This is a genomic window from Bacillota bacterium, from assembly GCA_013177945.1.
In the GTDB taxonomy this organism is placed as follows: Bacteria; Bacillota; DSM-12270; order Thermacetogeniales; family Thermacetogeniaceae; genus Ch130.
In genome coordinates this window covers 1-25,734 of record JABLXW010000008.1, presented here as the reverse complement: position 1 = coordinate 25,734, position 25,734 = coordinate 1, and the positions used below count along the sequence as shown (strand labels likewise).

The following is a 25,734-nucleotide window of genomic DNA, read 5'->3' as shown; positions in this document are numbered from 1 at the left end:
CTAAATGGAGAAGCCGATCTGGATCTTGGGGCACCGCAACCCCGATACCGATGCCATTTGTGCGGCGCTGGCCTATGCGGAGTTGAAGCAGGCCCTGGGAGTTGCCGGGGCGAGGGCGGGGCGGGTGGGCCCCCTTAACCGTGAGACGGCCTTTGTTTTGGGTTATTTTGGGGTGGAGCCGCCCCCCTTTGTAGCGGATGTCCGTCCGCGCGTTGCCGATATGCTTCGCCGCGAAATTATCAGCTGCGCCCCGGAAACCACCCTGCAGGAGGCCGGAAGGTTGATGCGGGAGCACCAGGTCAAAACCCTGCCGGTGGTCGATCCCCGGGGGCGGCTGCTGGGGCTCTTCACCACCGGCGACCTGGCGCATCACCTTTTGGTGGAGTTGGGGCTGGAAGCCCTGGCGGGGAGCGCCTCCCGGGCGCGGGAGATTCTTGCGACTCCCGTCAGAAATCTCATGAAGACCGAGGGGATCGTTTCTTTCCACGAGGACGAACTGGCGGATCAGGTAAAAAGGGTGATGCTGGAAACCAGGTTTCGCAATTACCCCGTCGTGGACGAGCAGGACCGGCTCCTGGGGATGGTGGCGCGCTACGATCTCCTTGCCTTAAGGCGGAAGCAGGTGATCCTGGTGGACCACAACGAGCGCGCCCAGGCCGTGCCGGGCATTGAGCAGGCGGAAGTGCTGGAGATTATCGACCACCACCGGCTGGGGGATGTTCAGACCGGGGAGCCCCTTTACTTCCGCAGCGAGCCGGTAGGGAGCACCTGCACCATCATTGGTAAAATCTACCAGGAGCAGGGGGTGGAGCCATCCCCCCGCGTCGCGGGCCTGCTCTGCGCCGGGATCCTTTCCGATACGGTGATCTTTAAGTCTCCCACCTGCACCCCGCAGGATCGCGACATTGCCCGGTATTTGAGCAGGCTGGCGGGCCTGGAGCCGGAACCCTTCGGGATCGAAATCTTCCGGGCGGGCTCTGCTCTTGCAGAGCGCCCTGCGAGGGAGATCTTAAACGAAGATTTTAAAGACTTCGAGCTGGGTGATTTAAAAGTGGGAATCGGCCAAGTCGAGGCCATCGGGACGGCAGGCCTGGAAGATGTGAAAGAGGCTTTGCTGGAGGAGATGGACGAGATGGCCCGGGAGCGGGGGTACGACCTGGTTCTGATGATGCTGACAGATATCGCTCAGGAGGGAACGGAGCTTCTCGTGGCCGGCCCGGGGGAAAAATTCGCGGCCGAGGCCTTCGGGCAGGAGGTGCGCAACCACCGGATCTTTTTGCCCGGCGTCATGTCCCGGAAAAAGCAGGTTGTGCCGCCCCTGGCAAGGCTTGCGGCCCTCCGGTAAAAGGAAAAAAGCAAGAAAGGGGGGACTGCTTATGCTTGCCTTTGAGGAAGCGCGGGCACGGGTGGAGGAGCTGCGGCGGGAAATCCGGAAGCACGATTATTACTACTACGTCCTCGACAACCCGATCATCTCCGACCAGGAATACGACGCCCTGGTGAGGGAACTGGAGGAGCTCGAAAAACAGTACCCCCAGCTGATTACACCTGATTCTCCCACCCAGCGCGTGGGAGGGGAACCCCTCCCGGAATTCCGGACGGTCCGGCACCCGGTGCCGCTGCTGAGCCTGGCCAATGCCTTTGAACCCGCGGAGCTGCGGGATTTCGACCGGCGGGTGCGCCAGCTGGCGGGTTCTCCTGTAGACTATGTGGTGGAACCCAAAATCGACGGCCTGTCGGTTGTGCTCACCTACGAAAACGGGGTTTTCGTGCAGGGGGCGACCCGGGGTGACGGGATGACCGGGGAGGACGTGACGGAAAACTTGAAAACGATACGCGTGCTCCCTCTTTTTCTTCCGGAGGCGCCGCGCCGTTTTGTGGTGCGGGGGGAGGTCTTTATGCCGAAGAAAGCCTTTGCCCGCTTGAACGAAGAAAGAGACGCCCGGGGAGAGCCTCCTTTTGCCAATCCGCGCAACGCGGCGGCAGGTTCCATCAGGCAGCTCGACCCCAAGGTCACGGCAGCCCGGACCCTGGGGATTTACACCTATCAGATTCTGGTAAGCGAGGGGCTTACCCTGGCAACCCAGGCGGAGGTTCTGGCCTTCCTGCGCGAACTCGGACTCCCCGTTCAGGAACACTGGCGCTGCTGCCGGGACATTGAGGAGGTGATCTCCTACTGCAGCGCGTGGGTTGAAAAACGCCATGACTTGACTTACGAAATTGACGGGATGGTCGTTAAGGTCAACTCTTTGCCGCTTCATGCCGCCCTGGGAAGCACGGCCAAAAGCCCCCGCTGGGCAGTTGCTTACAAGTTTCCTGCAGAGCAGGCGGTCACCCGGGTGATCGATATCATCGTCCGGGTGGGGCGGACCGGTGTCCTCACCCCGACGGCAATTCTGGAACCGGTTCAGGTAGGAGGGGTTACCGTATCCCGGGCGACTTTACACAACGAAGATATGATCCGGGAAAAGGACATCAGGATCGGGGATTACGTGGTCGTCCACAGGGCGGGGGATGTCATCCCCGAAGTGGTCCGGGCGCTTCCGGAGCGGCGGACCGGAAGTGAAAAAGTGTTCCATATGCCCGAAGCCTGCCCGGAGTGCGGCGGCAGGGTGGTTCGCCTGGAGGGGGAAGTGGCCGCCCGCTGCACGGGAATTGCCTGCCCTGCCCAACTCAAGGAACTGCTCCTTCACTTCGTTTCCCGGGAAGCGATGGACATCGAAGGGGTGGGCCCCGCCCTTGTGAACCAGCTGGTCGCCCGCGGCCTTGTGAAGGATCCCGCAGACCTCTACTACCTCCGGAAAGAAGACCTGGTGGCCCTGGAAAGGATGGGGGAAAAATCGGCGGAAAACTTGCTTGAAGCCCTGGCGCGGAGCAAAGAAAGGGGCCTTGCTCCCCTGATCTACGCCCTCGGGATCCGCTTCGTGGGAACCCGGACTGCAGAGATCCTGGCGGAGCACTACGGCTCCCTGGCGGCCCTGGCGCGCGCCGGGGTTGAGGAACTCACGGAGATTCCCGAGATCGGACCCAAGATTGCCGCCAGCATCGCGGCCTTCTTCCAGGAGGAGCAGACGAAGCGTGTAATTGAAAAGTTGAGGCGGGCCGGGGTGAAAATGGAGGAGGAGAGGGCCGCGGTTCCCCGGGAGGAGCTTCCGCTGGCCGGAAAGCAGTTCGTGCTCACCGGGACGCTTTCCTCCCTCACCCGCAAGGAGGCCGAAGAGCTGGTCAAGAAGCTGGGAGGCAGGGTTGCCTCAAGTGTGAGCAGGAAAACGGACTACGTGGTGGTGGGGGAGGATCCAGGCCAGAAGTACGAAAAGGCCCGCGCTCTGGGAATCCCCCTGCTTGATGAAGAAGCTTTTTTAAGCCTCCTTGGTGAAGCCCGCCGGACCGGATAACCGGGCAGCCGCAGGCTCTTTGCTTCATTTTGAGCCAGCTCGAAGATTGCCGGAGAGCCCCTCCGCTTGCGGAGCCGGCGCGGAAGTTGCGGGGTTTTGGCTCTTCTGTTATAATTTAGGCATGTGATAGCACTCAGGTTCACAATTGCGCGGCTTTTCTCCGCGGCCCCCAGGGAGGGAAGTGAAATGAAATTAAGCAGGGAGGAAGTTGAGCACGTAGCAATCCTTGCGCGCCTTGCTTTAAGTGAAGAAGAAAAAGAGCAGTTCCGCGCCCAGTTGAGTTCTGTTTTGGAATATGCAGAGATGATCAACCGTCTGGACACGGCTCACGTGGAGCCTACCTACCACGTCCTGCCCCTCCAGAATGTTTCCCGGCCTGACGAAGCAAGAGAATCTCTCCCCCGGGAAGAGGTGCTCGGGAATGCCCCGGAGCGGGAGGCGGGTTATTTCAAGGTCCCGCGCATCATTTAAAAAGGAGTTTTGGATTTATGGAACTTTTTCAGTTAACGGCTCATCAGCTGGCTGAAATGCTGAAAAAGGGTGAAGCATCCGCAGAGGAAATTACGCGTGCGGTTTTTGCCCGGATCTATGAAGTGGAGGACCGGATTCAGGCCTACGTAACCGTTACAGAGGAAACAGCTTACCAGGCGGCAAAAGAGATCGACCGGAAAAGGCGGGAAGGGGAAATACCGGGCCCCCTTGCAGGGATCCCGGCAGGTTTGAAGGATAACCTGTGCACCCGGGGGACGCGCACCACCTGCTCCTCCCGGATGCTGGAGAACTTCGTCCCTCCCTACGATGCAACTGTTGTGAAAAAGCTGGCCGCCGCAGGGGCGGTTTTCACCGGGAAACTGAACATGGACGAATTTGCGATGGGTTCCTCCACAGAGAACTCGGCTTTTTTTCCGACCCGGAACCCCTGGCACCTGGGATACGTGCCCGGCGGCTCCAGTGGAGGGGCGGCTGCGGCCGTTGCTGCAGGAGAGGCGGTCTATGCTTTAGGTTCCGATACGGGAGGCTCTATCAGGCAGCCGGCCTCCTTCTGCGGGATTGTGGGTTTGAAGCCCACCTACGGGCTCGTTTCCCGCTTCGGACTGGTGGCCTTTGCGTCTTCCCTTGACCAGATCGGCCCCCTTACAAAGGATGTGCGGGACTGCGCCCTGGTTCTGAATGCGATTGCCGGCCACGATCCCCTTGATTCCACATCAGCCCCCTTCCCGGTTCCGGATTATACCTCTTACCTTACCGGGGAAGCCAGGGGCGTGAAGGTGGGGGTGCCCCGGGAATTCTTCGGAAAGGGGCTTGACCCCCGGGTGGGGGAAGTGGTTCGGGCTGCAATTAGCCGGCTGGAGGATTTGGGGGCGGTTGTGGAGGAGTGTTCCTTCCCCCATGCAGAATACGCTCTCCCCTGCTACTACATCATTGCTCCGGCTGAAGCCAGTTCGAACCTGGCGCGTTATGATGGGGTTCGCTACGGGTACCGCGCCGCTCCGGAAAAGGGGGGAAACTATAATCTGTTGGAAATGTACATGCGAACCCGGAGCGAGGGGTTCGGGCCCGAGGTGAAGAGGCGAATTATGCTGGGCACCTATGCCTTGAGTTCTGGATATTACGACGCCTATTACTTAAAGGCATTAAAGCTCCGCACCCTCATCAGGCAGGACTTCAACCGGCTGTTTGAGCAGTTTGATGTGATTGTTTCTCCGACCTCTCCCACTCCACCCTTCCGGTTTGGGGAAAAAGCCGGGGATCCCCTGGTGATGTATCTTTCCGATGTCTATACAATCCCGATCAACCTGGCGGGGATTCCCGCCCTCTCGCTTCCCTGCGGCTTTGTCGAAGGTTTGCCGGTCGGGCTGCAAATCATGGCGCCCCCCTTTGGCGAGGGGACCCTGCTGAGGGTAGCCTATGCTTATGAGCAGAGCACGCCCTACCACCTGGCAAGACCACCTTTAAAAGGAGAACCAGAACAGGAGCCGGTGGAAAAAACCGGGCCCTGAAAACAGGGGGGACGAATGATGGCCGAATACGAGGCCGTAATCGGTCTTGAGGTTCATGTGGAACTGCGCACGAAATCGAAGGCTTTCTGCAGCTGCCCCAATGTTTTCGGAAGCGAACCGAATACCAACGTTTGCCCGGTTTGCCTGGGGCTTCCCGGCGTGCTCCCTGTCTTGAATCAGGCTGTTTTGGAGTATGCCGTTCGCACGGGGCTTGCTTTGAACTGCGAGATCGCTTCTTTCAGCAAGTTCGACCGGAAAAATTACTTTTACCCGGATCTGCCTAAAAACTACCAGATATCCCAGTACGACCTTCCCCTCTGCCGGAACGGCTACCTTGAGCTGGAGGTGGAGGGGGTCAAGAGGCGCATTGGAATTACAAGGGTGCACATGGAGGAGGACGCCGGGAAGCTGATTCACGGGGAAGGGGAAGACGCGGACTGCTCTCTGGTGGATACGAACCGGGCAGGGGTGCCGCTGCTGGAGATCGTTACGGAGCCGGATCTGAGGTCTCCCGAGGAGGCGCGCCTCTTCCTGGAGAAATTGAAGGCCATTTTGCAGTACATCGATGTCTCCGACTGCAAAATGGAAGAGGGTTCTCTCCGGTGCGATGCGAATATTTCGGTGCGCCCTGTCGGGACGAATGTCTTAAATCCGAAAACGGAGATCAAAAACATGAACTCCTTCCGGGCTGTGCACCGCGCCCTCAGTGCGGAGATGGCCCGGCAGTGCGCAATCTGGGAAGCGGGGGGCCGGGTGGTGAGGGAAACCCGCGCCTGGGACGAAGAGCAGGGAACGACGGTAGGGATGCGGACGAAGGAAGAAGCTTCGGATTACCGCTATTTTCCCGATCCCGATCTTGTTCCCATTGTGCTCAGCTCTGATTTTATTGCCCGCGTCAGGGAAGGGCTGCCCGAGCTTCCCGAGGCCCGGAAGCAGCGCTTTGTCAGGGAATACGGCCTTCCCTCCTATGACGCCGGAGTGCTTACGAGTTCCCGCCCGCTGGCCGACTTTTACGAGGCGTGCGTGCGCGGCTACCCGGATCCGAAAACGGTCAGCAACTGGATCATGGGCGAATTTCTGCGGCTCCTGAAGGCCTCGGACCTCGAAGTGGCGGAAACGAAGTTGACGCCATCTCACCTTGTCGAGATGCTGGAGCTTTTAAAAGAGGGGACGATCAGCGGAAAAATCGCGAAAACCGTCTTTGAGGAAATGTTCCGGACCGGGAAGAGGGCGCGCGAAATTGTCGAGGCGAGGGGCCTCGTCCAGATCAGCGATGAAGCAGAGCTGGCGCGGGTGGTGGACGAGGTGCTTGCCGCCCATCCGGGGGTTGTGGCGGACTACCGGAGCGGGAAGGAGAAGGCCCTGGCCTTTCTGGTCGGGCAGGTAATGAAAGCGACGCGCGGTAAGGCCAATCCTCAGGCGGTGAACAAAATAATCAAGGAGAAAATCCAGTAAAATTATATCAGAAGGTTTTTTGGCCAGGAATGAAGAAATCTACAAGGTCGAATCATCCTGGCTGTGGATGGTTTTGGGATTTGGACAGCAATGGGGAGGGGTGAAGCTGTGAACCATATTAAAATTGTGGATACCACGCTCCGGGATGGAGAACAAACAGCAGGTGTCGTCTTTTCCAACCACGAAAAAATCCGGATTGCGAAAATGCTTGACGACATTGGGGTTGACCAGATCGAAGCCGGGATTCCCGTAATGGGGGGTCACGAGAAAGAGGCCATTAAGGAGATCTGCCAGCTGGGTCTGCGCGCCAGCATCATGGGATGGAACCGGGCCGTTATCAAGGATATTGAAGCCTCTCTGGAGTGCGGGGTAGATGCGGTCGCGATCTCGATCTCTACCTCCGATATTCACATTGAGCATAAACTCCGGAGCACCAGACAGAAGGTGCTGGAAAGCATGGTCAGGGCGACCGAGTTTGCGAAGCAGCATGGGGTTTACATTTCGGTCAATGCCGAGGACGCCTCCCGGTCGGATCCTGAGTTTCTGCTGGAATTTGCGCAGGCGGCAAAGGAGGCGGGTGCAGACCGGCTGCGCTTCTGCGACACGGTGGGGATTCTCGATCCTTTTACCACCTATGAACGGGTAAAGAATCTGATTGAAAAAGTCGGGATTGATATCGAAATGCACACCCACAACGACTTCGGGATGGCCACCGCCAACGCCCTGGCCGGAGTGCGGGCGGGTGCCACCTGGGTGGGGGTAACCGTCATCGGTCTGGGGGAACGCGCCGGCAATGCGGCGCTGGAAGAAGTGGTGATGGCCTTAAAATATCTCCAGGGAATCGATCTGAATTTCAAGACCGCGAAGTTCCGGGAGCTGGCCGAGTACGTCTCCCTTGCCTCGAAGCGGGAGCTTCCTGCCTGGAAGCCGATCGTGGGCTCCAACATGTTTGCCCACGAATCCGGAATCCACGCCGACGGCGCCCTGAAGAACCCGCGCACCTACGAGGTTTTCTGCCCCGAGGAGGTGGGTCTGGAGCGCCAGATCGTGATCGGGAAGCATTCGGGCACCAATGCGATCAAGGCAAAGTTTGAAGAATACGGGATAGGCCTGACCGAGGAAGAAGCAAACGACATTTTGGCGCGGGTCAGGAAGGCGGCTGTAGAACTCAAGCGCCCCCTCTTTGACAAGGAGCTTGTTTATATTTACGAGGACTATCTCAACGAAATCAAGAAAATTGCAGTGAACAAGAATTAAGGAGAGGAGTTTTTTGGGAAAGACGATTGCTGAGAAGATCTTGAGCAGGAAAAGCGGTCAGGATGCCTACGCGCACGATCTCGTGGTCGCCTCGGTTGATTTTGTGATGGGTCAGGATGGGACGGCGCCCTTAGCCATCCGTGTTTTCGAGGAAATGGGAGGAGAAAGGGTTTTCGACCCGGCGCGGGCCGCTTTTGTGATCGATCACAGCGCTCCCAGCCCGCTGGAGGGGGTTTCGGCCCTCCACCACCTGATGCGGGAATTTGCCCGAAAGCAGGGGATGATCCTGTATGACGTGGGCGAAGGGGTGTGCCACCAGCTCCTCCCCGAAAAGGGGCACGTGGGGCCGGGCTCCCTGGTGATCGGCGCCGACTCCCACACCTGCACTTACGGTGCCCTGAACGCCTTTGCCACCGGGGTGGGATCTACAGATCTGGCAGCCGCCCTGGTTTCCGGGAAGATGTGGTTCCGGGTGCCGGAAACAATTAAATTCATCTGCCACGGCCGCCTGCCTCCGGGAGTCTACGCGAAGGACCTCATCCTTTATCTGATCGGACAGGTGACCGCGGACGGCGCCACCTATATGGCTGCAGAATATACGGGAGAGGCCATCCAGGCCCTTTCCGTTGAGGCGCGCTTCACCATCGCCAATATGGCGATCGAAATGGGGGCAAAGGCAGGCCTGATGGAGGCAGATGAAAAGGTCCGGGTCTGGGTGAGAGAACACGGAAAGGAAGATTTCGAAGAGGCAAAGGCAGATCCCGACGCCGTCTATGCCCGCGTCCTGGAGTATGACGTGAGCCGGCTGGAGCCCCAGGTGGCAAGGCCCCACCGGGTGGATAATGTAGCTCCTGTCAGCGAAGTGGCAGGAACCCCGATCCAGCAGGCGGTGCTCGGCACCTGCACCAACGGGCGGCTGGAGGATCTCCGGATTGCGGCCCGGATCTTGAAGGGAAGAAAGGTGCACCCCGGGGTGCGCCTGATCGTTGCACCTGCCTCCCGCCGCGTCTTTCTGGAGGCGATGGAGGAGGGCGTGATGCAGGACCTGGTGCGCGCCGGTGCTGCGGTGGTAACTCCGGGCTGCGGCCCCTGCGTTGGCACCCACAACGGGATTCCGGCCGATGGGGAAAACGTGATTTCCACCGCAAACCGGAATTTCAAGGGGCGGATGGCCAATAACAAGGCCTTTATCTACCTGGCCTCTCCTGCCACCGTTGCCGCCTCGGCCCTCGCCGGTGAAATAGCAGATCCCAGGGAGTTTTTGTCCAAGGAGGTTTCCGGTTGTGGAACTGCGGGGTAGGGCGCACCGCTTCGGGGATGACATCAACACTGATTACATTATCTCGGGGAAGTATAAATTTAAAACACTGGACATGAAGGAACTTGCGCGCCACGTTATGGAAGACCTGGATCCGGATTTTGCCCGCAAGGTGCAGCCGGGGGATTTTGTGGTTGCAGGCCGCAATTTCGGCTGCGGTTCCTCCCGGGAGCAGGCGCCCCTGGCCCTGCTTCACGCCGGGGTAGGAGCCGTGCTGGCCTCATCCTTTGCCCGGATTTTTTACCGGAACGCAATTAACACGGGGCTTCCGGTGGTGGAGTGTGACACCAGCAGGATTGACGGAGGAGACGAACTGATTGTAGATCTGGAAAAGGGGGTTATCAAAAACCTCACAAAGCAAGAGGAGATCCCGATCAAACCGCTTCCCCCTTTCATGCTCAAAGTTCTTGCCGACGGGGGTCTGGTTCCTCACTTTCGCAAGTACGGCACCTTTAATTTAGATTAAGATAGGGGCGAGGAGTGAAGAACTTTTGAGGAAGTATACGGTTACGTTGATTCCGGGCGACGGGACGGGCCCTGATGTCACGCGGGCGGCGCGGCTGGTGCTCGACGCCGTAGGCGTCGGAATCGAATGGGAGGTTGTGGAAGCCGGGGAAGGTGTAATTGCGAAGTACGGCACTCCCCTGCCTGATCATGTACTGGAGTCCATCAGGCGAAACAAGGTTGCTTTAAAGGGCCCTCTCACAACCCCGGTGGGCACCGGTTTTCGCAGCGTGAACGTTGCCCTGCGGAAGGAGCTTGACCTCTATGCCAACGTGCGGCCGGCGCGGAACCTTCCCAACGTCCGGAGCCGCTATGAAGGGGTGGACCTCGTTGTCGTACGGGAGAATACCGAGGATCTGTACGCCGGCGTTGAGCACATGGTCGGAAAGGATGCTGCCGAAAGCATCAAGATCATCACCCGCCCCGCCTCCGAACGGATTGTCCGGTTCGCCTTTGAACTCGCCCGGAGGGAGGGGCGGAAAAAGGTGACTGCAGGCCACAAGGCCAACATCATGAAGTGCACCGACGGGCTCTTCCTGGAAACCGCCCGGGAAGTGGCAAAGGATTACCCGGACATCGAGTTTGAAGACCGGATTATCGATGCCCTCTGCATGAAGCTCGTCCAGAGCCCTGCGGATTTTGATGTTTTAGTTCTGCCCAACCTTTACGGGGACATCGTTTCCGACCTCTGCGCCGGCCTGATCGGGGGGCTTGGGGTTGCGCCGGGCGCGAACATCGGCGACGAGGCGGCGGTCTTTGAACCGGTTCACGGGAGCGCCCCAAAGTACGCCGGGATGGACAAGGTCAACCCCCTTGCCACGATTTTATCCGGAGTCATGATGCTGAAGCATTTGGGAGAGCTTGGGGCTGCGGACCGGATTATGAGGGCTATTGAAGAAGTTTTGAACGAAGGCAAATCCCTCACTTACGATCTGGGGGGAACCGCGAAAACCTCGGAAATGGCGGCGGCCATTGCCGAAAAGCTCTGAACCGCCGGCTCAAAGGGGCGCGCTGTTTGGAGTTTTCTTTTTGGGTGGGCCCTTTGGGCCATGCCCTTTTGCAAATCGCTGGCCCGGCAGCTGGCGAGGTCCGGCACCATTCTCCAATTTCCCGGGCCTCGCCTGGGTGTTTTAAGGCCAGGGATTCTGCGGCACTGAAACTTAGGGAGAAACTGCCGAACTCGGGTCCTGCAAAGGAAAATGGCGGCTCCGGTATTCGCTTGGGGTGCAGCCCTCGTGTTTTTTGAAGACGGTGCTGAAGTATTTAGGGTCCTGGTACCCTACTTTTCCGGCAATCTGGGCAATCGATTCGCCGCTTGATCGAAGAAGAACTTTTGCTTTTTCCAGCCTTATACTGGTTAAATAATCGATAAAGTTGACGCCCTGTACTTGTTTGAAAATCCGGCTCAAATAACACGGACTGAGGAAAACCGCCCCGGCAACTTCTTCAAGGGTGATGTCGCGGTGGTAATTGCTGTGAATGTAAGCAAGAATCTTTTTCATAATATCCTGCTGGCGCATGTCCCGGCCGCTTTGAACTAGCTTGATCAAGTTTTCTACTTTAGCAAAGATCCACTCATGGAGTTCGCCTAAGTCTTCTTTTTGCCACAGTTCTTGGGTGTATTTAAAGTTTTGCCGGGCGACCTCTTCCGAACTGGCTCCACTTTCGATCGCCTGGCGGGAAAGGACGACAAGCAATTCGAGGATCCGCGTTTTAAGAAGATCCGGGTGGTTATTGGTTTTTGAAAAGAGTTCGTTCAAGAGCCTGGTCAGCCAGTACCGGGCCTGTTCGCCGTCGCCGATCCTGACGCAGGAAAGCAGCTCCCTTTCCAGGGGGAACGGATAGGAGTGCACCCGTTCGTCAAAAGGCAAAACATCATCTATGTGGATAACCTGGTTGCCGCCGGTGTAAAGTTTGTATTCGAGCGCCTTTAGGGCCTCCTGGTATGAAAGGTGAAGGTCGGTGCCCTCGGTGTAGACTCTGCCGATCCCAATTGTTACTGTTGCAGGAATAAAAGGGTCTTTTTCTATTTCGCGCCTGATGGTTTCTGCAAGACGCGCTGCCCGCCGGCGCACTTTCTCAGGGGTTTCGCCCCTCTCCGGCATTATCAGCACCCCGTATTTGTCGCCCTGAAGGGGAATGCATTGGCTTTGGTGATATTCCTCGGCCAGCACCGTTATTTTCTGGTATATTTTTTGCTTTAATATTTGGCGTTCAATTTCTTTTTGGCCGGCAGTTAGCCGGAGGAAGTTGTCTATGTTTACGACCATCACTAATTGGGGGAGGGGTTTAAGTCCTAGAAATTCCGCTCTCTCGTGGAGTTCGTCCGCCAGCTTGACGTTTCCTGACAGCCATTCAAAGATGAACCCTATTTTGAGGTACGGCATAATTTTCTGGAACATGGCCTGGAACGATTCCTCTTCTTTCTTTTGTCTTCTTTCTTTTTCCAGAATGCCGAGTTGCTGGTCGACGATTTCGAGCATTTCCGCTGGTTGAACAGGCTTTAAAAGGTAGTTCACCGCGCCGAACTTGAGCGCTTCCTGGGCGTAGGAAAACTCGTCATACGCGGATATTACGATGATTTTGACTCCCGGGAGGAATTCCTTGATCAACCTGCCGGCTTTAATTCCATCCAGTCCGGGCATCTTTACATCCATTAAAACGAGATCTGGCCTCTCCTTTTTAGCCAGTTCCACTGCCTCTCTCCCGTTTCTGGCTTCTCCGATTACACGTACGGAGCCGGAGCGGTGCTTTTCCAGGATCCGCCTCCAGCCCTGCCTTTCCAGCATTTCATCATCAACGAGCAGGACGGAATACAACGAGAACACTCCTTTTTGGCGAATATTTAGCAGATGTAAGGGAGGTAAATTTTTACCGACGTACCCTTGCCCTCCTGGCTCTGGATTTCCAGGCCGTAATTCGAACCAAAATAATGCTGAAGCCTCTGGTGTACGTGGACAAGACCCAGGCCCGTCGCGTGGCCCCGGCCGGAGCGATTTATGTTTAAGTGAGAGATTTCTTTCAGCTTGTGTGGGGGGATGCCAACGCCGTTGTCTGTTATTTCGAAGAAAACGGTTTGCCCCTCTTTTTTCCCGGAGATCTCAAGCCTTCCCTTTCCTTCAAGGGGTTCCAGGCCGTGGATGATGGCGTTTTCCACAATCGGCTGCAGGACCATGCAGGGGATCCTCCCCTCGGAGACGCTGTCTTCTATTTCCAGATTAACGCTGATCCGATCGGAAAACCGCACCTGCTGGATGAAGAGGTAATCACGGATCATCTGGATTTCTTCGGCGATTTTTACCGTACCCTTAATGTTCCGGAGGATGTAGCGGAGGGTCCTGGATAAAGCGTAGGCGAATTTCTCGGTTCGTTCCGCCTCTTCCAGCATTGCGAGCCGGGCCAGGCTGTTCAGGCTGTTGAATAAAAAGTGGGGATTTACCTGCGACTGCAGGGAACGGTAGTTGGCCTCGTTGAGAGCATTTCTTAGTTCTTCCTGGAATTTTAAAGAGCGAATGATGCTTTCTCTTTGTTCTGTAATTTGAGCTTCGAGCAGGCGCTCCCTTGCTTTGTGTCCAATTTGCTCCCCAACCAGACGTACGACGGCTAGAACCCTCTCGAGTTCAAGGCGGGATAGTTCTTTTATCGCCGGGGTGCAGTCTTTTGAGGAAGTGCTTAACCTGAAAGGGCCGCACTTAATTTTTCCTGTTTTTCCGTGATCAAGTTCAATTGAGGCTTCAATGACTGCTAAGCCGCCGGAGCATAGGAGAATTGCCGCGTTTTCTTCTCGGAAGCTGTGTTCCCGAAACCATTTCCGGCATTCCCGGCAGGGTGTGGGAAAATCTTCTCCTTTCAAAATCACATTACCGCTCTCGTCGATGAAGGCTGGTTTAATATCAAAGAGCTTTTGAAAAATTTCCTGGTGTTTTCTGTTTACAAAGGAAGAGAAACTAAGAGAAGACCTCTTTTTATTCTTTTCTTCCTCGAGAAGCTCCCTTACTTTTTGCACTACGTTTGTGCCGTATTTTACGTAGGCATCCGCTCCGATCTTGTTTGCAAAGCTCTGGGTGACAGGCGCTCCGCCGATGATAATTTTGACTCTGTCCCGCAACCCGGCCTCTTTAATTGCTTCGATGACATCCTGCATATTTAACATGGTAACCGTAAGCAGTGCTGAAATGCAGACAAGATCGGGGTGAAATTTTGTAATGGCCTCAACAAACTGAGCCGGTGAGACGTCTACCCCCAGATCGATGACTTCATATCCTGCTCCCTCCAGTGTAAGCGCAACGATGTTTTTTCCCAGATCGTGGATGTCCCCTTCCACGGTGCCAATGACAACCCGGCTCTCAGCCTCAAACGCTTTTTCCCTGCAGCATTTTTCTTTAAGAACCTGGACCCCGGTCTGCATTGCGTTCGCGGCAACAATCACGTCAACCACGTAAAATTCGGAACTCTGGAATTTGGCACTTACCGTTTCCATGCCTGGAATTAAACCTTCTTTGATAATTGCCTCGGGTTTTATGGCTTTTTCCAGCGCTTGTTCCACCAGCAACTTGATCTTAAAGGAATCTCCTGTAATGACCGCATTAATAATTTCGTTGAATATGTCTTTGCCGGCTGCCGGGGCGCTTCCCATGATTCTCCCTCCGTTCAATCTCCAGGCACCGGAAAGGACAGGGAGCCGGCGAAAAGGGAGTTAAAATTGGGGTATGCGGATAGTTCTACATATTCTACCGATTCGGAAATCAGCGCCGCCCGTTGATATTCGTCAAACGAGAGGAGCGCCGCCTTGGCTCCTGTTCCGGCCGCGTTGCCCACCCCTTTTACTTTTTCTGCCAGCGCCGGGGGAAGGAGGCCGATCGCGCAGGCGCTCCGCGGGTTGAGGTAGTTCCCGAAGGCGCCTGCCAGGAGGACCTCTGCGATCTCAGCCGTTTCGATCCCCTGCTTCTCCATCAGCACCTGAATTCCTGTGGCAATGGCGCCCTTTGCTAGCTGGAGTTCCCGGATGTCGCGCTGGGTAATGAGAATCGGCCCGCCGTGGGCTGTTTGGGATTCGTCGACAAGCAAAAAGGCGTTGGCGCCGTCGTGCTGAACGATGTTATTTTTGAATTTTTCGGCTTTTGGTGAAGCAATTTCGTGGGGGGAGAGGATTTTTCCTCTTTGGTCGACAATGCCGCACTCGAGGAGTCCTGCAACGACATCGATCAGGCCGGATCCGCAAATCCCTTCAGGCTTTCCTCCTCCGATTACCGAGAGTTCCAGATCCTCTCCGAATCGCACGTGGTCAATTGCTCCCTTTGCCCCCCTCATACCGCAGGAGATTTGAGCACCCTCAAAGGCGGGGCCCGCTGCGGCGGAGCAGGCGAGCAGTCTTTCCTGGCTGCCGAGGACGATTTCCCCGTTCGTTCCGATGTCGACTGCGAGCTTGATCTCCCTGCTCCGGTCGAGGTCTGTTGCAAGGATGACGGCAACGGTGTCCGCGCCTACAAATCCTGCAATGTTGGGAAGCATGTAAATTCGTCCCCCGTCGTTGATTTCAATTCCCAGTTCTTTCGCGCTGAACACCAACGGCCCTTTCGTCACCGGCACGTACGGACAGAGCGCGAGATAGGTCGGATCAACCCCCAAAAGAAGGTGGTGCATACACGTATTCCCTGCAACAGTTAAGGCATATACGTCTTCCCGCGCCGCGCCGGCCCTTTCTACAGCTTCACCGATGAGTTCGTTCAGTGCCGTTACGATCGACCTGTGAAGTTTTTCGAGGCCGGTTTTTTCCTGGCTCGCAAAGGTGATGCGCGAGATGACGTCGGCGCCGTATGATGTTTGGGGATTGAGCGTTGAGGCCACACTTAATTCCTTGCCGGTCCGGAGATCCATGAGGTAACCCACGACCGTTGTAGTGCCGACATCGAAGGCCATCCCCAGCAGCCTGTCCCTTGTATCGAATTTTTCGAGGCCGAGGACCTTTTCTCCCTCCAGCACCAGGGTGATGCGGTATCTGGTTTCGCGGGCGATCTGGGGCAGTTTGCGGAGCAGGGGAAGGGGTATGGAGAGTTCACCTAGCCCCGCACCCGCCTTTAAACGCTCCCAGTCTGGGCGCTGGTCGTTAAGGGAGGGAAGGTCTGCCTCCGCGTAGACTTTGCGAATCCGGGGTTGCAGTTTTACATCCTTTTCGGGGGCGATCTGGAGGATCTTTGCTTCCGGCCTTTTTTCGAAGGGAAGCCGGACGATCAGGTCTCCGTGGATCCGGGTCATGCAGGCGAGGCGGATCCCCTCTTCGATCTCCCTTTCCTCCAGGTGCTCCCTTTCAACGGGGGTGGGTAAACCCGCCCCCTCTAAAACCTGTACACGGCACTTGCCGCACTTCCCTCTCCCCCCGCAGGGGAAGTCGAAGTATAACCCCCCGTTTTCGAGGGCCTCCTTGATCGTGGCCCCCTCAGGCATACTTATTTCCAGGTTAGCCGGTTGAAAGGTAACCTTAAAGTTTTTCACAAAAGACCTCCTCAACAAATATAAGGCCAGTCATGATATTTTTTCGTTTATTCTTCTAAAAATCCTGCACGGTAAGCCTTCAGGTATCCCTGGCACATAAAGTCCTTGTTTAACAACAGGTTGGTGGTGACAACCGCGGTCATGAGTTTTCGATCCAGCGGATCCAGAATTGCGGCATCCATGCCCAAACTCATGCAAATCGCCAAAAAGTACCGGTTGATCAACCTCCTTTTAGGCAGGGAATGGGAGACGTTACTGAGGCCGGAAATCGTGCGTGCTTTCAAGCGCTGTTTGATTTCTGCAAGGCTTTCAAAAAATGTAAGTGCGTTTCTATTGTTCACGGCGAGCGGCAGGACTAAAGGATCAAAGTAAACGTCTTCCAGGTTCAGGTTCGTCTTTTCGGCAATTTCCAGGAAGCGTTCGGCCAGCGCGACTCTGTCGGCAGACGAATCGGGGATCCCTCTTTCATCCATCGTCAGGGCAACTACAGAACAGCCGTATTCGAGGACCAGGGGGAGAATCCCTTCCAACCGCGGTTTTTCCAGCGAGATCGAGTTGACCATTGCCTTTCCTCTGTGAGCCTGGAGCGCCCTCTTAATTGCCTCCGGGTTTGTGCTGTCGATGCACAAAGGCACGTCAACCGCGTCCTGCACCGTGCGCACCAGCCACTCCATGTCGGCGGGCTCGTTTTCGACGCCCATTGCTGTGTTTACGTCGAGCATTTCGGCGCCTGCTGCAACCTGTTGCCGGGCCAGTTCCTGAATAAACGCCCTGTCTTTAGTCTTAATGGCCTCGCGTACCCGCGGAATTGTGCTGTTCAGTTTTTCTCCGATAATCAGCAACGACCATCAACCTCCAGGTATTAAAGTTAATTAAATTCCGGTTTAATATTTTGGCAAAAACATTTCTTTGGTAATCTCCTGGCCGGGCTCCAGCGCAAGGAAATTGTCGTCCCAGGGCCCGTGCAGAAGCTTCTCCAGCAGAAACAGGGAGCCCGGGATAATTTCAAATTTTAGATCAAAGGTCTCTGCAACCTTTTTGGCGTAAGCTATGTAAGGACTCAATTCGTAAGTCCCGGTGTCGATCAGGGCGATTCTCGTATAATTTTTCATAATTTCACGTGCCACCCACTGGGCGGTCTGTTCATCATATTTTTTTGTCCATTGATGGCGGCGCGTAGAAATAGATAAAGGGTCCTCCCCGTGCTCTATCCAGCCTTTGGTTAAGTAATAGGTTCCCGGGTCCCTGGTTAACTCCTTTTTATACGCCTCGGTGGACCCCAGAAAGATGGCGATGCAGTCATCAGTCCTGGGCATCACGATTTTGCTTTTTTCCGATTTTAAGCCGACCACGCCCTCGGAACACAGGCCGTATCCGAGCAGGATTAAATCCCACTTTCCTTCGCGGTCCAGCGCGCCTAAGATGTCCCGGAGTTTTTTATTTAGCTCTTTAGGAAAAAGGTGAAGGCCGAACTCAATTACGTTGACTTCCACGTGAGGAGGCACCTTATCTTCGATTTCCGGAGCCAGGGTCTCGCAAATAACCAGTACGACATTCTTTTGTTCCATTTTTTACCCCCGGAAACTTTTTGAGGGGCCGGCCGCAGCCGGCCCCCGTAGAATCCCTTTTACTCTCCCCGGGCGTATTCCATTGCGGCGTCGAAAACCGCAACGATGTTTTCCGGGGGAGTTTCAGGTTCAATGTTGTGAGAGCAGGCAAGGATATAGCGGCTGCCTTCAAAAATCGCGAGCGTTTCCTTGACCCTTTTCTTAATTTCCTCGGGTGTGCCGAAGTTTACCAGGCGCTGGATGTCGATGCCGCCGTGCAGGCAGATCCGATCTCCGTATTCTTTCTTTAGCCGCCACGGCTCCATCTTGTTGGCGAGAGGCTGGATCGGGTTGATAATATCGATGCCGCAGTCAATGAAATCGGGAATGAAATCGAAGATAGAGCCGCAGCAGTGGTACAGGACTTTTACGTGAGGAACCATGCGCTTGACTTCAGTTACCCATCTCTTGGTCCAGGGTTTTACGAACTTGCGGTACATGTCTAAGGGTATAAACGGCTGGGTTTGCATTCCCATATCGTCAGCGTAAAGAATGATGTCGATATAGGGGCCTATAACCGGAAGCACCTCTTTTAGCACTGAGAGAGCAACTTCTGTTATTTTTTCAGTTAAAGCAAAATATATCTTTTGGTTGAGCCGCATATCCATGAGCCAGTTGTCAAATCCACGAAGCCATGCATATGTATGGAAGATTAAGCCTGCGTACCCAGGGAAAAGAGTGATTGCGTAATCCGTGGTTTCCCGGAGTGTTTTAACCTGTTCGAGAACCCCTTCCAGAAAAACAGGATCTTTCGGATCGGGCCAGTAAGGGTATTCCTCAATCTCTTTTATCGTTGTGGCGCTTCGAAGCGGGGTGAGCGGGTCAGGTACACTGCAGTAAAATCCCGCTGGCTGCAAGATAATACCCCACATATCGCGCAAATTTCCGTTGGGGAGTTTTTCCACCGGGTGCGACCCTGTAAAAACATGTCTGATGTCGGCACCGAGCCTGACGAGAAGGCGTTCATCGATGTTTGCGACATCACTAAGAATCGGCGAAATAACCGGCTCTTCATAATCTTCGATGCCGCAATATTCGTACAGGGCCCTGATTCCATAAGGGGGCCCTTCGGCAATTTTATTTTTGGAGCCTTCTACAATCCCGGAGATAAAACCGCCGAAATCTACCGGTGTTCTGTCTACACTTTTGCCCTCAATAGCACGAAGCACCCGTTCTCTTGGGGTCATTTTCATTTCAGTTCCCCTCCCCCACGATATTTTTCGCAATAACGACTGCATCCCGGACCGTTCGTCCGTAGTAATCGGCTCCGGCGCTTTCGGCAAATTCCCTGGAAAGAGGCGCTCCTCCTACCATAATTTTGACTTTATCTCTCACACCGGCCTCTTTTAGTGCATTAATAACATCTTTTATATTTACCATCGTTGCCGTAATGAGAGCGGAACAGGCTACTATATCCGGGTTGTATTCCTTCACGCTTTTAACGAATTCGGCAGGAGGCACGTTGACACCCAGGTCGATGACTTTAAACCCTGACGCTTCCAGCGCTGAGGCAACGAGGTTCTTGCCGATGTCGTGAATATCTCCTTCAACGGTTCCAATGACAACTACCGCTTCCTTTCCGGCAGAACGTGTGGCAAGATGGGGTTTTAAAATTTCCATGGCCGACTTTACAGCGTTTGCCGCGATAAGCAGGTCCGGCAGAAAAAATTCCTGTCTTTCAAATTTTTCGCCAACTACGTCCATTCCTTTTGTTAGACCGTTTTCGACAATACTGAAGGCATCTATCTTTGCCTCGAGGGCTTCCCTCACTGCTGCGACAACGGCTTCGCTTTCTCCGCGAATTACGGCCTCAGAAATTTTCTCAAAAAATCTTTCTTCATTCATTTTCAACTTCCTCCCCTTTTCAGTATTTTCTAAAGGCAAGTTTGGAAAGGACTTTTTGATTCTTTTTTCTCTTCACCCCCTCTTTAGTTATTTTTCTTCGGTCCTTTTATTTCTTTATCTTTCATGATAAAAGCGAGAAAACAGAGGAACAATTCTAAATAATTGAGATAGGTGGGGGATTTTTGACTGGTAGCAAGTGCCTTCGATTTTCTAGAAACTGACAGAGGTGAAATTTTTGTCTTCGGGTTTAAATTCTTTTACTGTAAATCGTGGTGGACTGACCGGGCATACTTGCCCCGCCGGGTCCCCGCGCCCGGGCCTTCCGTCGGCACCAGCCCTCCCGTTACCTGTTGCCCTTGCTGCTTCAGACCGTGGTAGCACCGGGGCTGTCCCCGATATCCAGGTCGGCCAGCTTGGGCCTGGGGAGGGGGCAATTCTACAGTGCGCCTCCGAACTCGGCAATGTAGAAAATGTAGAAGTTTTTATCTGAACTGCAAGCGGGATGTTGGCACAAGTTTCCAGGCATAGTTTCCCCTTGAGTTTTTGCATACTAAAGCTAGAAATCAACAAAAATCACGAAAGGGTTCAGGAGCGAGGAGGTGGAAAGATGTTCCGGCGGCGTGGAGGGCGTTGCTGTCCGGAAAGAGGGCCGGCCAGGAAAGAACTTAACAAAAAGGCGAGATCTGTTTCGGAACTGGAGGGGGGAGTAACGGTGGCCCCAGTTCCGGTTACCCTGGGTGAGGACATCACCATTAAGTATCAGGGGCCTTTAGCCCGGGCGGGCGCCCGGGAGATTTACCTGCATATGGGTTACGGGCCCGCCGACAACTGGCGGTATATTGCCGATTTGCCTCTAGAGAAAACCAACGGGAGCTGGGAGGTTACCTTTGAGGTTAAAGACGAGAGCCGCTTGAATTTCTGTTTTCGGGATGATGCCGGCCGTTGGGACAACAACGCCGGGCGCAACTGGAGTCTGGAAGTGCATACAGGAATGCAGGTTTAAATCCCTACCGGTTTTCTGCGCGTAGGGATTTCCTTTGCCTTTTCCGAAGTTCTGATGCATAAAAGGGGAGTGCCGATGGGAAAATACTTCCGAAAGGAGAAGTTTTTTTGCAGGCCAAGGACTTCATGTCCCGCAAGCTCGCCACTGCTGCTCCCGATCAACCCGGGGCGGTTCTTTTTAATCTTTTTTTAGAAACGTGCCAGGGAGGCATCCCTGTTCTTGATCAAAACCGGCACCTGCTGGGAATCGTTACCTCCGCCGACCTCCTGCGCGCACTCTTTCCCGGTTGCGTGCGGTTTCTTGACTGCACGCTTTACCCGGAGCGGTCTCTTGACCCGGCGGCGGTTCTGGAGCGGATTAACCGCATTCAGGTTGGGGAGATCATGCGCCGGGATCTGGTCACCGCCCCTATCGATACTCCCTTCTGTAAACTTGTTGCTCTGTTAATGGAAAGAAAGATCAACCAGATTCCTGTTGTGGAAGCGGGAAGACTCCAGGGAATGGTAACCCGTTTTGACGTCTTCAGGGTCCTGGAGGAAAAATATAAGGAAGCGCGGGCGCGTTGAGTTTTGGCCCATCTCACTGCAACCCATTAAAGGTTACCGAGGAGATGCAAGGAAGATGCGGATACTCATGCTCTCTTGGGAGTTCCCCCCCCGGAGCGTCGGGGGTCTTGCCCAGCATGTATACGATTTGACAACGGCGCTTGCCCGGGAGGGAGAAGAGGTTCACTTGATCACCTGTGCGGCCCCGGAGGCTCCGGAAAAAGAGATGGTTAACGGGGTGCACATCTACCGGGTCAATCCTTACAACCTTCCTGCCCTGGACTTTTTGACCTGGATCCTCCAGCTTAATTTGAGTATGGTCGAGTACGCGGTGTCTCTGGTTAATTCCCTCGCCGACTTCGATCTGATTCACGCCCACGACTGGCTTGTTGCCTACGCGGGGCGCGCCCTTAAGCACGCCTATAAACTTCCGCTGATCGCCACAATTCATGCCACCGAATACGGGCGGAACCAGGGGCTTCACAACGACCTCCAGCGCTACATCAGCGATGTAGAGTGGTGGCTGACTTATGAGGCCTGGCGGGTCATCGTCTGCAGCCATTATATGCAGAAAGAGCTCCAGAGGATCTTTCAGTTGCCGGGAGACAAAATCCGGGTTGTCCCAAACGGGGTTGATCTGGGCAGGTACCAGCGAACGAAAAAGATAATTTCAAGGGATTTTTATGCGGCTCCCGATGAAAAGATCGTTTTTTTCGTGGGGAGGCTTGTTCAGGAAAAGGGGGTCCACATTCTCCTCGACGCCATTCCAAAGGTCTTGTCCTACTACCCGAAGGTGAAGTTTATCGTTGCCGGGCGGGGCCCCGCTGAAGATTATTTAAAGAATAAGGCAAAGGATCTGGGAATTTACGAGAGAGTTTATTTCACCGGCTACATTGACGACGCGACCCGCGACTGCCTGTACCGGGAGGCTGCCGTGGCCGTTTTCCCGAGCCTGTACGAGCCCTTCGGAATGGTTGTTCTGGAAGCGATGGCCGCAAAGACGCCCGTTGTCGTTTCCGATGTGGGCGGCCTTTCCGAAATCGTCAGGCACGAAGAGAACGGCCTGAAGTGCTATCCCGGAAACCCTAACTCTCTGGCGGACGGCATCCTGCGCCTCCTGCACGAGCCGGAATTCGCATCCTGCCTTGCAGTTCGGGCTTACCGGGACCTGCACCAGCTTTACACCTGGCGGGAGATCGCGCGCCGGACGCAGCAGGTTTACGCCGAGGTCAAAGACGACTATGAGGCAAGCGCCTGGAAAACCGATTCCCGGCTTGCAGGAATCAATAAGTTGAAGGAGATCCGGGAGGAGATTACCAGCACCGGGAGGTATGCCGTGCCGGGGTATCTGATCCGGGAGGCCTACGAAAGCCAGGCAAGTTCTGCATCAAGGGGGAGATGTTGAATGAAGGCGGTGATCATGGCGGGAGGCGAAGGTTCCCGCCTCCGGCCCCTCACCTGCGAGCGGCCGAAGCCGATGGTGCCGGTTTTAAACCGCCCGTGCATGGAGCATATCGTCAGTCTGCTGCGCAAGTGCAGAATTCACGAAGTTGCGGTAACCCTGCAGTACCTGCCGGAGGAAATCCAAAACTATTTCGGTGCCGGAGAGGAGTTTGGCGTGAGATTCAGGTACTTCATCGAGGAGGCTCCCCTCGGAACGGCAGGAAGCGTGAAAAACGCTGCGTCCTTTTTAGATGAAACGTTTATCGTGATCAGCGGGGATGCCCTCACCGACTGCGACCTGCAAGAGGCGATGAACTTCCACAGGGAAAAAGGGGCCCTCGCCACCCTGGTTCTCACGAGGGTGGCCTGCCCGCTGGAGTATGGGGTTGTCGTGACCAACAAAGAGGGAAAAATCACCCGCTTTTTGGAAAAGCCGGGGTGGGGGGAGGTTTTCAGCGATACCGTTAATACCGGGATTTACATTCTGGAGCCGGAAATTCTGGAATTTATCGAACCGGGGAAAATGGTGGATTTTTCTAAGGATCTCTACCCCTGCTTACTGGCCGCGGGAAAGCCCTTATATGCCTTCGCAACGAGGGGCTACTGGTGCGACGTCGGCAACATCGAGGCCTATCTCCAGGCGCACTACGACCTGCTGGAAGGAAAAACGCGACTTCCAATACCCGCAACAGAGGTTGCACCTGGTGTTTGGGTTGAAGGGGAAGCAGAAATCGATCCCAAAGCCCAAATCACTCCTCCCGTATATATTGGAGAGCGGTGTGTAATCGGTCCCGCCGCTCAGATCGGGCCTCTTGCCGTGTTGGGCCGGGAGGTTCGGATAGGGAAGGGTGCCTCTCTGAAGAGAAGCGTGGTTTGGGATTGCGCCTGGCTGGGGGAGGGTTGTGAGCTGCGAGGGGCCGTTGTGGGGACTGGGGCACGGGTGAAAATGGGGGCCGTTCTGCTGGAGGGTTCTGCAGTCGGAGACCGGACGGTAGTGGGCGAGAGGAGTGTGCTTAAACCAGGGGTCAAGATCTGGCCGGAGAAATGGCTTGAAAAAGGGACGCGCCTCCGCTCCAGCCTGGTTTGGGGGAATCATGCCCGGCCCTGTGTTTTCGGCTCGCGCGGGATCAGCGGGGATCTCAACACAGAAGTCGGCCCCGAACTCGCGGCCCGTCTGGGGGCCGCCCTGGGTTCTGTGGTAAGTTTGCCGGCCCGGCTTTCTTTAGGTACAGACGGCAGTCCGGGAACCCAAATGGTGAAGAACGCGGTGCTTGCTGGTTTAATGTCCACCGGAGTCGGTGTCGTTGACTTCGGAAGCCTCACCCTCCCGGTGCACCGCTACGGAGTACGCGCCCTCCAGCTGCAGGGAGGGGTCCACATCTGCCACCAGGGGGGAGAAAAGGTCTGCCTTCGTTTTCTTAACGGGCAGGGGGCGGACTATGCTCGCAGCGAGCAGCGCAAGGTGGAAGGAATGCTGAGCAGGGAGGAATACCGCTTCGTTCCCCTTGCCAGGATTGCCCCTGCCGAATATGTGCCTGATGTGAGCCGTTCCTACCTCAACCACCTGCTGGAGTATTTAGACCGCGACCTCTGCAGGCGGGCGCGGATCAGGATTGTTGTTGACTACGATCCCGAGCGGCTGGGCGCCCTGCTTCCTCCCCTCTTGGAGGCTTTGGGGTGCGAGCTCGTTACCTTTGCGGCGCCGCGGAAATACCCCCAGACCTTTGCCGAAATGCTGAAGACAGCCGAGCAGTTTGGGGATGTGGTGAAGGAGCAGCGGGCGAATTTCGGCGCCGTCCTTGATACGGGCGGCGAAGAACTTGTCCTTGTCGACGAGAAGGGGTGCATTGTCCGGGAGGATCTCTTTACTTCACTGATTTCCCTGATCGTTTTGAGCGGGAACGAACAGGCGACCCTTGCCTTGCCTGTGACAGCCTCTGATGCCGTAGAGGAAATGGCACGGCGCCGGGGGGGCAGGATCCGGCGCACAAAAACGGCTCCCTGGGCGCTGATGCAAACCTTCCTGGAGGAGGAGGTGCGCCGCACCCAGGAGCGCCGCCCCCAGTTTCTCCTTTACGGCGACGCCCTGGCGACACTTGCTGTAATCGCGGAATTTCTCGCCGAAAAACGCCGGCCTCTGTCCCAAATTTTGGGTGAAATTCCCGCTTTCGCTACAGCACGCAGGGACGTTGAGGTGAGCTGGGAGGACAAAGGAAAGGTCCTCAGGACCCTTGCAGAGGAGGCGGGGGAGGGCGAGGTGGAAATGTTGGATGGAATTAAAATGCACCATCCCAAAGGGTGGGCGCTCATCCTCCCCGATGCCGACGAGCCCCGGTGCCGGATCTACAGTGAAGCCTTCAGCCAGGAAATCGCCGATTCCCTGACGGAGATGTATGCCCGGAAGATCGAAGAGATCTGCCGGCCTCCGGTTCCCGATAGTTTTCCGAAATAGAATTCGGCTGCAGTAGCCGTTGGCTTAAGGTAAGGTATCCATCGCGGTGGTTCAGACCCGGCCCACCAGTATGCCCAGCCCGTAAGGGACCCTGGCGAACGGCTCATGGGCCAGTGAACAGAGCCCTGGGCAACGCCTGCCGGGAAGCCCAGGGCCTGATAAGTTTGACCGGAGCTTGGTGAACTGCCGTATACCGAACGGTACGTACGGTGGGGTTAAAGGACGGGGGCTAGCCGCTCCTCCTACTAGATTATTGCAGTTTCCACTCCGGCTCGCCGGGCACTTTACCCTTCCGTGGCAACCCCTTTGCCCGGCGCCGGCGGGGCGTGCTTCCTGTGCCTGGCGTGGAGATCCTCGGGAACGTAGCCGGTGATCATCCCTTTGATGTTGGCGATTCCTTCGGTGATGTCCAGGTAGA

At 55.7% G+C, this 25,734-nt stretch carries 20 protein-coding genes; 13 read left to right on the top strand and 7 right to left on the bottom strand.

Annotation, left to right across the window (positions count from 1 at the left end; translation table 11 throughout):
* The first annotated feature begins 4 nt into the window (after window positions 1–4).
* The 9 genes from HPY58_05085 to HPY58_05045 all read left to right on the top strand — a co-directional run bounded on the left by HPY58_05085 (window position 5) and on the right by HPY58_05045 (window position 10,918).
* Window positions 5–1,345 carry a putative manganese-dependent inorganic diphosphatase gene (locus HPY58_05085; GenBank protein NPV29029.1) on the top strand — a complete coding sequence of 447 codons (1,341 nt, stop codon included), beginning with the start codon at window positions 5–7 and terminating at the stop codon, window positions 1,343–1,345.
* 31 nt (window positions 1,346–1,376) lie between these two features.
* The gene (gene ligA, locus HPY58_05080; GenBank protein ID NPV29028.1) at window positions 1,377–3,395 is read left to right on the top strand and encodes an NAD-dependent DNA ligase LigA; all 2,019 of its coding nucleotides are present in this window, start codon (window positions 1,377–1,379) and stop codon (window positions 3,393–3,395) included.
* 186 nt (window positions 3,396–3,581) lie between these two features.
* Window positions 3,582–3,866 (top strand): Asp-tRNA(Asn)/Glu-tRNA(Gln) amidotransferase subunit GatC, encoded by a 285-nt coding sequence (gatC, locus tag HPY58_05075; protein NPV29027.1) that lies wholly within the window; start codon window positions 3,582–3,584, stop codon window positions 3,864–3,866.
* A 17-nt stretch (window positions 3,867–3,883) separates the two neighbouring features.
* The gene (gatA, locus tag HPY58_05070; GenBank protein NPV29026.1) at window positions 3,884–5,395 is read left to right on the top strand and encodes an Asp-tRNA(Asn)/Glu-tRNA(Gln) amidotransferase subunit GatA; all 1,512 of its coding nucleotides are present in this window, start codon (window positions 3,884–3,886) and stop codon (window positions 5,393–5,395) included.
* Between the two features lie 15 nt (window positions 5,396–5,410).
* On the top strand, window positions 5,411–6,850 hold the full coding sequence (gatB, locus tag HPY58_05065) for an Asp-tRNA(Asn)/Glu-tRNA(Gln) amidotransferase subunit GatB (GenBank protein ID NPV29025.1): 1,440 nt from the start codon (window positions 5,411–5,413) through the stop codon (window positions 6,848–6,850).
* A gap of 90 nt (window positions 6,851–6,940) precedes the next feature.
* Window positions 6,941–8,107, top strand: coding sequence for a homocitrate synthase (nifV, locus tag HPY58_05060; GenBank protein ID NPV29024.1), 1,167 nt, complete (start codon window positions 6,941–6,943; stop codon window positions 8,105–8,107).
* A gap of 13 nt (window positions 8,108–8,120) precedes the next feature.
* A complete protein-coding gene (locus HPY58_05055; GenBank protein ID NPV29023.1) occupies window positions 8,121–9,407 on the top strand; it encodes a 3-isopropylmalate dehydratase large subunit in 1,287 nt (428 codons plus the stop codon).
* Window positions 9,391–9,891 (top strand): 3-isopropylmalate dehydratase small subunit, encoded by a 501-nt coding sequence (locus tag HPY58_05050; protein NPV29022.1) that lies wholly within the window; start codon window positions 9,391–9,393, stop codon window positions 9,889–9,891. The genes HPY58_05055 and HPY58_05050 overlap by 17 nt, the downstream gene beginning before the upstream one ends.
* A gap of 25 nt (window positions 9,892–9,916) precedes the next feature.
* On the top strand, window positions 9,917–10,918 hold the full coding sequence (locus tag HPY58_05045; GenBank protein ID NPV29021.1) for an isocitrate/isopropylmalate dehydrogenase family protein: 1,002 nt from the start codon (window positions 9,917–9,919) through the stop codon (window positions 10,916–10,918).
* 171 nt (window positions 10,919–11,089) lie between these two features.
* Here HPY58_05045 and HPY58_05040 read toward each other — a convergent pair whose 3' ends face one another.
* Genes HPY58_05040 through HPY58_05010 form a run of 7 tightly spaced genes read right to left on the bottom strand, consistent with a single transcriptional unit; the run spans window position 11,090 to window position 19,873 of the window.
* Window positions 11,090–12,748, bottom strand: coding sequence for a response regulator (locus HPY58_05040; protein ID NPV29020.1), 1,659 nt, complete (start codon window positions 12,746–12,748; stop codon window positions 11,090–11,092).
* A 26-nt stretch (window positions 12,749–12,774) separates the two neighbouring features.
* The gene (locus HPY58_05035) at window positions 12,775–14,565 is read right to left on the bottom strand and encodes a histidine kinase (protein NPV29019.1); all 1,791 of its coding nucleotides are present in this window, start codon (window positions 14,563–14,565) and stop codon (window positions 12,775–12,777) included.
* Between the two features lie 14 nt (window positions 14,566–14,579).
* Window positions 14,580–16,421, bottom strand: a complete 1,842-nt coding sequence (locus HPY58_05030) for a DUF4445 domain-containing protein (protein ID NPV29018.1) — start codon at window positions 16,419–16,421, stop codon at window positions 14,580–14,582.
* Window positions 16,422–16,468: 47 nt separating this feature from the next.
* Window positions 16,469–17,263 carry a methyltetrahydrofolate cobalamin methyltransferase gene (locus tag HPY58_05025; GenBank protein NPV29017.1) on the bottom strand — a complete coding sequence of 265 codons (795 nt, stop codon included), beginning with the start codon at window positions 17,261–17,263 and terminating at the stop codon, window positions 16,469–16,471.
* A 42-nt stretch (window positions 17,264–17,305) separates the two neighbouring features.
* On the bottom strand, window positions 17,306–17,989 hold the full coding sequence (locus HPY58_05020) for a DUF1638 domain-containing protein (protein ID NPV29016.1): 684 nt from the start codon (window positions 17,987–17,989) through the stop codon (window positions 17,306–17,308).
* Between the two features lie 59 nt (window positions 17,990–18,048).
* The gene (locus tag HPY58_05015) at window positions 18,049–19,221 is read right to left on the bottom strand and encodes a hypothetical protein (protein ID NPV29015.1); all 1,173 of its coding nucleotides are present in this window, start codon (window positions 19,219–19,221) and stop codon (window positions 18,049–18,051) included.
* 1 nt (window position 19,222) lies between these two features.
* Window positions 19,223–19,873: a corrinoid protein gene (locus tag HPY58_05010; protein NPV29014.1), complete on the bottom strand. Its 651-nt coding sequence runs from the start codon at window positions 19,871–19,873 to the stop codon at window positions 19,223–19,225.
* A 607-nt stretch (window positions 19,874–20,480) separates the two neighbouring features.
* On the opposite strand from HPY58_05010, the gene HPY58_05005 reads away from it, so the two are divergent.
* The 4 genes from HPY58_05005 to HPY58_04990 all read left to right on the top strand — a co-directional run bounded on the left by HPY58_05005 (window position 20,481) and on the right by HPY58_04990 (window position 25,316).
* Window positions 20,481–20,876 (top strand): carbohydrate-binding protein, encoded by a 396-nt coding sequence (locus HPY58_05005; GenBank protein ID NPV29013.1) that lies wholly within the window; start codon window positions 20,481–20,483, stop codon window positions 20,874–20,876.
* A gap of 107 nt (window positions 20,877–20,983) precedes the next feature.
* Window positions 20,984–21,442 (top strand): CBS domain-containing protein, encoded by a 459-nt coding sequence (locus tag HPY58_05000; protein NPV29012.1) that lies wholly within the window; start codon window positions 20,984–20,986, stop codon window positions 21,440–21,442.
* Window positions 21,443–21,497: 55 nt separating this feature from the next.
* A complete protein-coding gene (locus tag HPY58_04995; GenBank protein NPV29011.1) occupies window positions 21,498–22,826 on the top strand; it encodes a glycosyltransferase family 4 protein in 1,329 nt (442 codons plus the stop codon).
* Window positions 22,827–25,316, top strand: coding sequence for an NTP transferase domain-containing protein (locus HPY58_04990; GenBank protein NPV29010.1), 2,490 nt, complete (start codon window positions 22,827–22,829; stop codon window positions 25,314–25,316).
* Window positions 25,317–25,734 lie beyond the last annotated feature (418 nt).

Excerpts from the sequence above, each read along its gene's own strand:
- HPY58_05085 (NPV29029.1), top strand. The coding sequence starts at position 5 with ATGGAGAAGCCGATCTGGATCTTGGGGCACCGCAACCCCGATACCGAT.
- nifV (NPV29024.1), top strand. The coding sequence starts at position 6,941 with ATGGGGAGGGGTGAAGCTGTGAACCATATTAAAATTGTGGATACCACG.
- gatC (NPV29027.1), top strand. The coding sequence starts at position 3,582 with ATGAAATTAAGCAGGGAGGAAGTTGAGCACGTAGCAATCCTTGCGCGC.
- gatA (NPV29026.1), top strand. The coding sequence starts at position 3,884 with ATGGAACTTTTTCAGTTAACGGCTCATCAGCTGGCTGAAATGCTGAAA.
- HPY58_05035 (NPV29019.1), bottom strand. The coding sequence starts at position 14,565 with ATGGGAAGCGCCCCGGCAGCCGGCAAAGACATATTCAACGAAATTATT.
- HPY58_05010 (NPV29014.1), bottom strand. The coding sequence starts at position 19,873 with ATGAATGAAGAAAGATTTTTTGAGAAAATTTCTGAGGCCGTAATTCGC.
- HPY58_04990 (NPV29010.1), top strand. The coding sequence starts at position 22,827 with ATGAAGGCGGTGATCATGGCGGGAGGCGAAGGTTCCCGCCTCCGGCCC.
- HPY58_04995 (NPV29011.1), top strand. The coding sequence starts at position 21,498 with ATGCGGATACTCATGCTCTCTTGGGAGTTCCCCCCCCGGAGCGTCGGG.
- gatB (NPV29025.1), top strand. The coding sequence starts at position 5,411 with ATGATGGCCGAATACGAGGCCGTAATCGGTCTTGAGGTTCATGTGGAA.
- ligA (NPV29028.1), top strand. The coding sequence starts at position 1,377 with ATGCTTGCCTTTGAGGAAGCGCGGGCACGGGTGGAGGAGCTGCGGCGG.
- HPY58_05015 (NPV29015.1), bottom strand. The coding sequence starts at position 19,221 with ATGAAAATGACCCCAAGAGAACGGGTGCTTCGTGCTATTGAGGGCAAA.
- HPY58_05020 (NPV29016.1), bottom strand. The coding sequence starts at position 17,989 with ATGGAACAAAAGAATGTCGTACTGGTTATTTGCGAGACCCTGGCTCCG.
- HPY58_05005 (NPV29013.1), top strand. The coding sequence starts at position 20,481 with ATGTTCCGGCGGCGTGGAGGGCGTTGCTGTCCGGAAAGAGGGCCGGCC.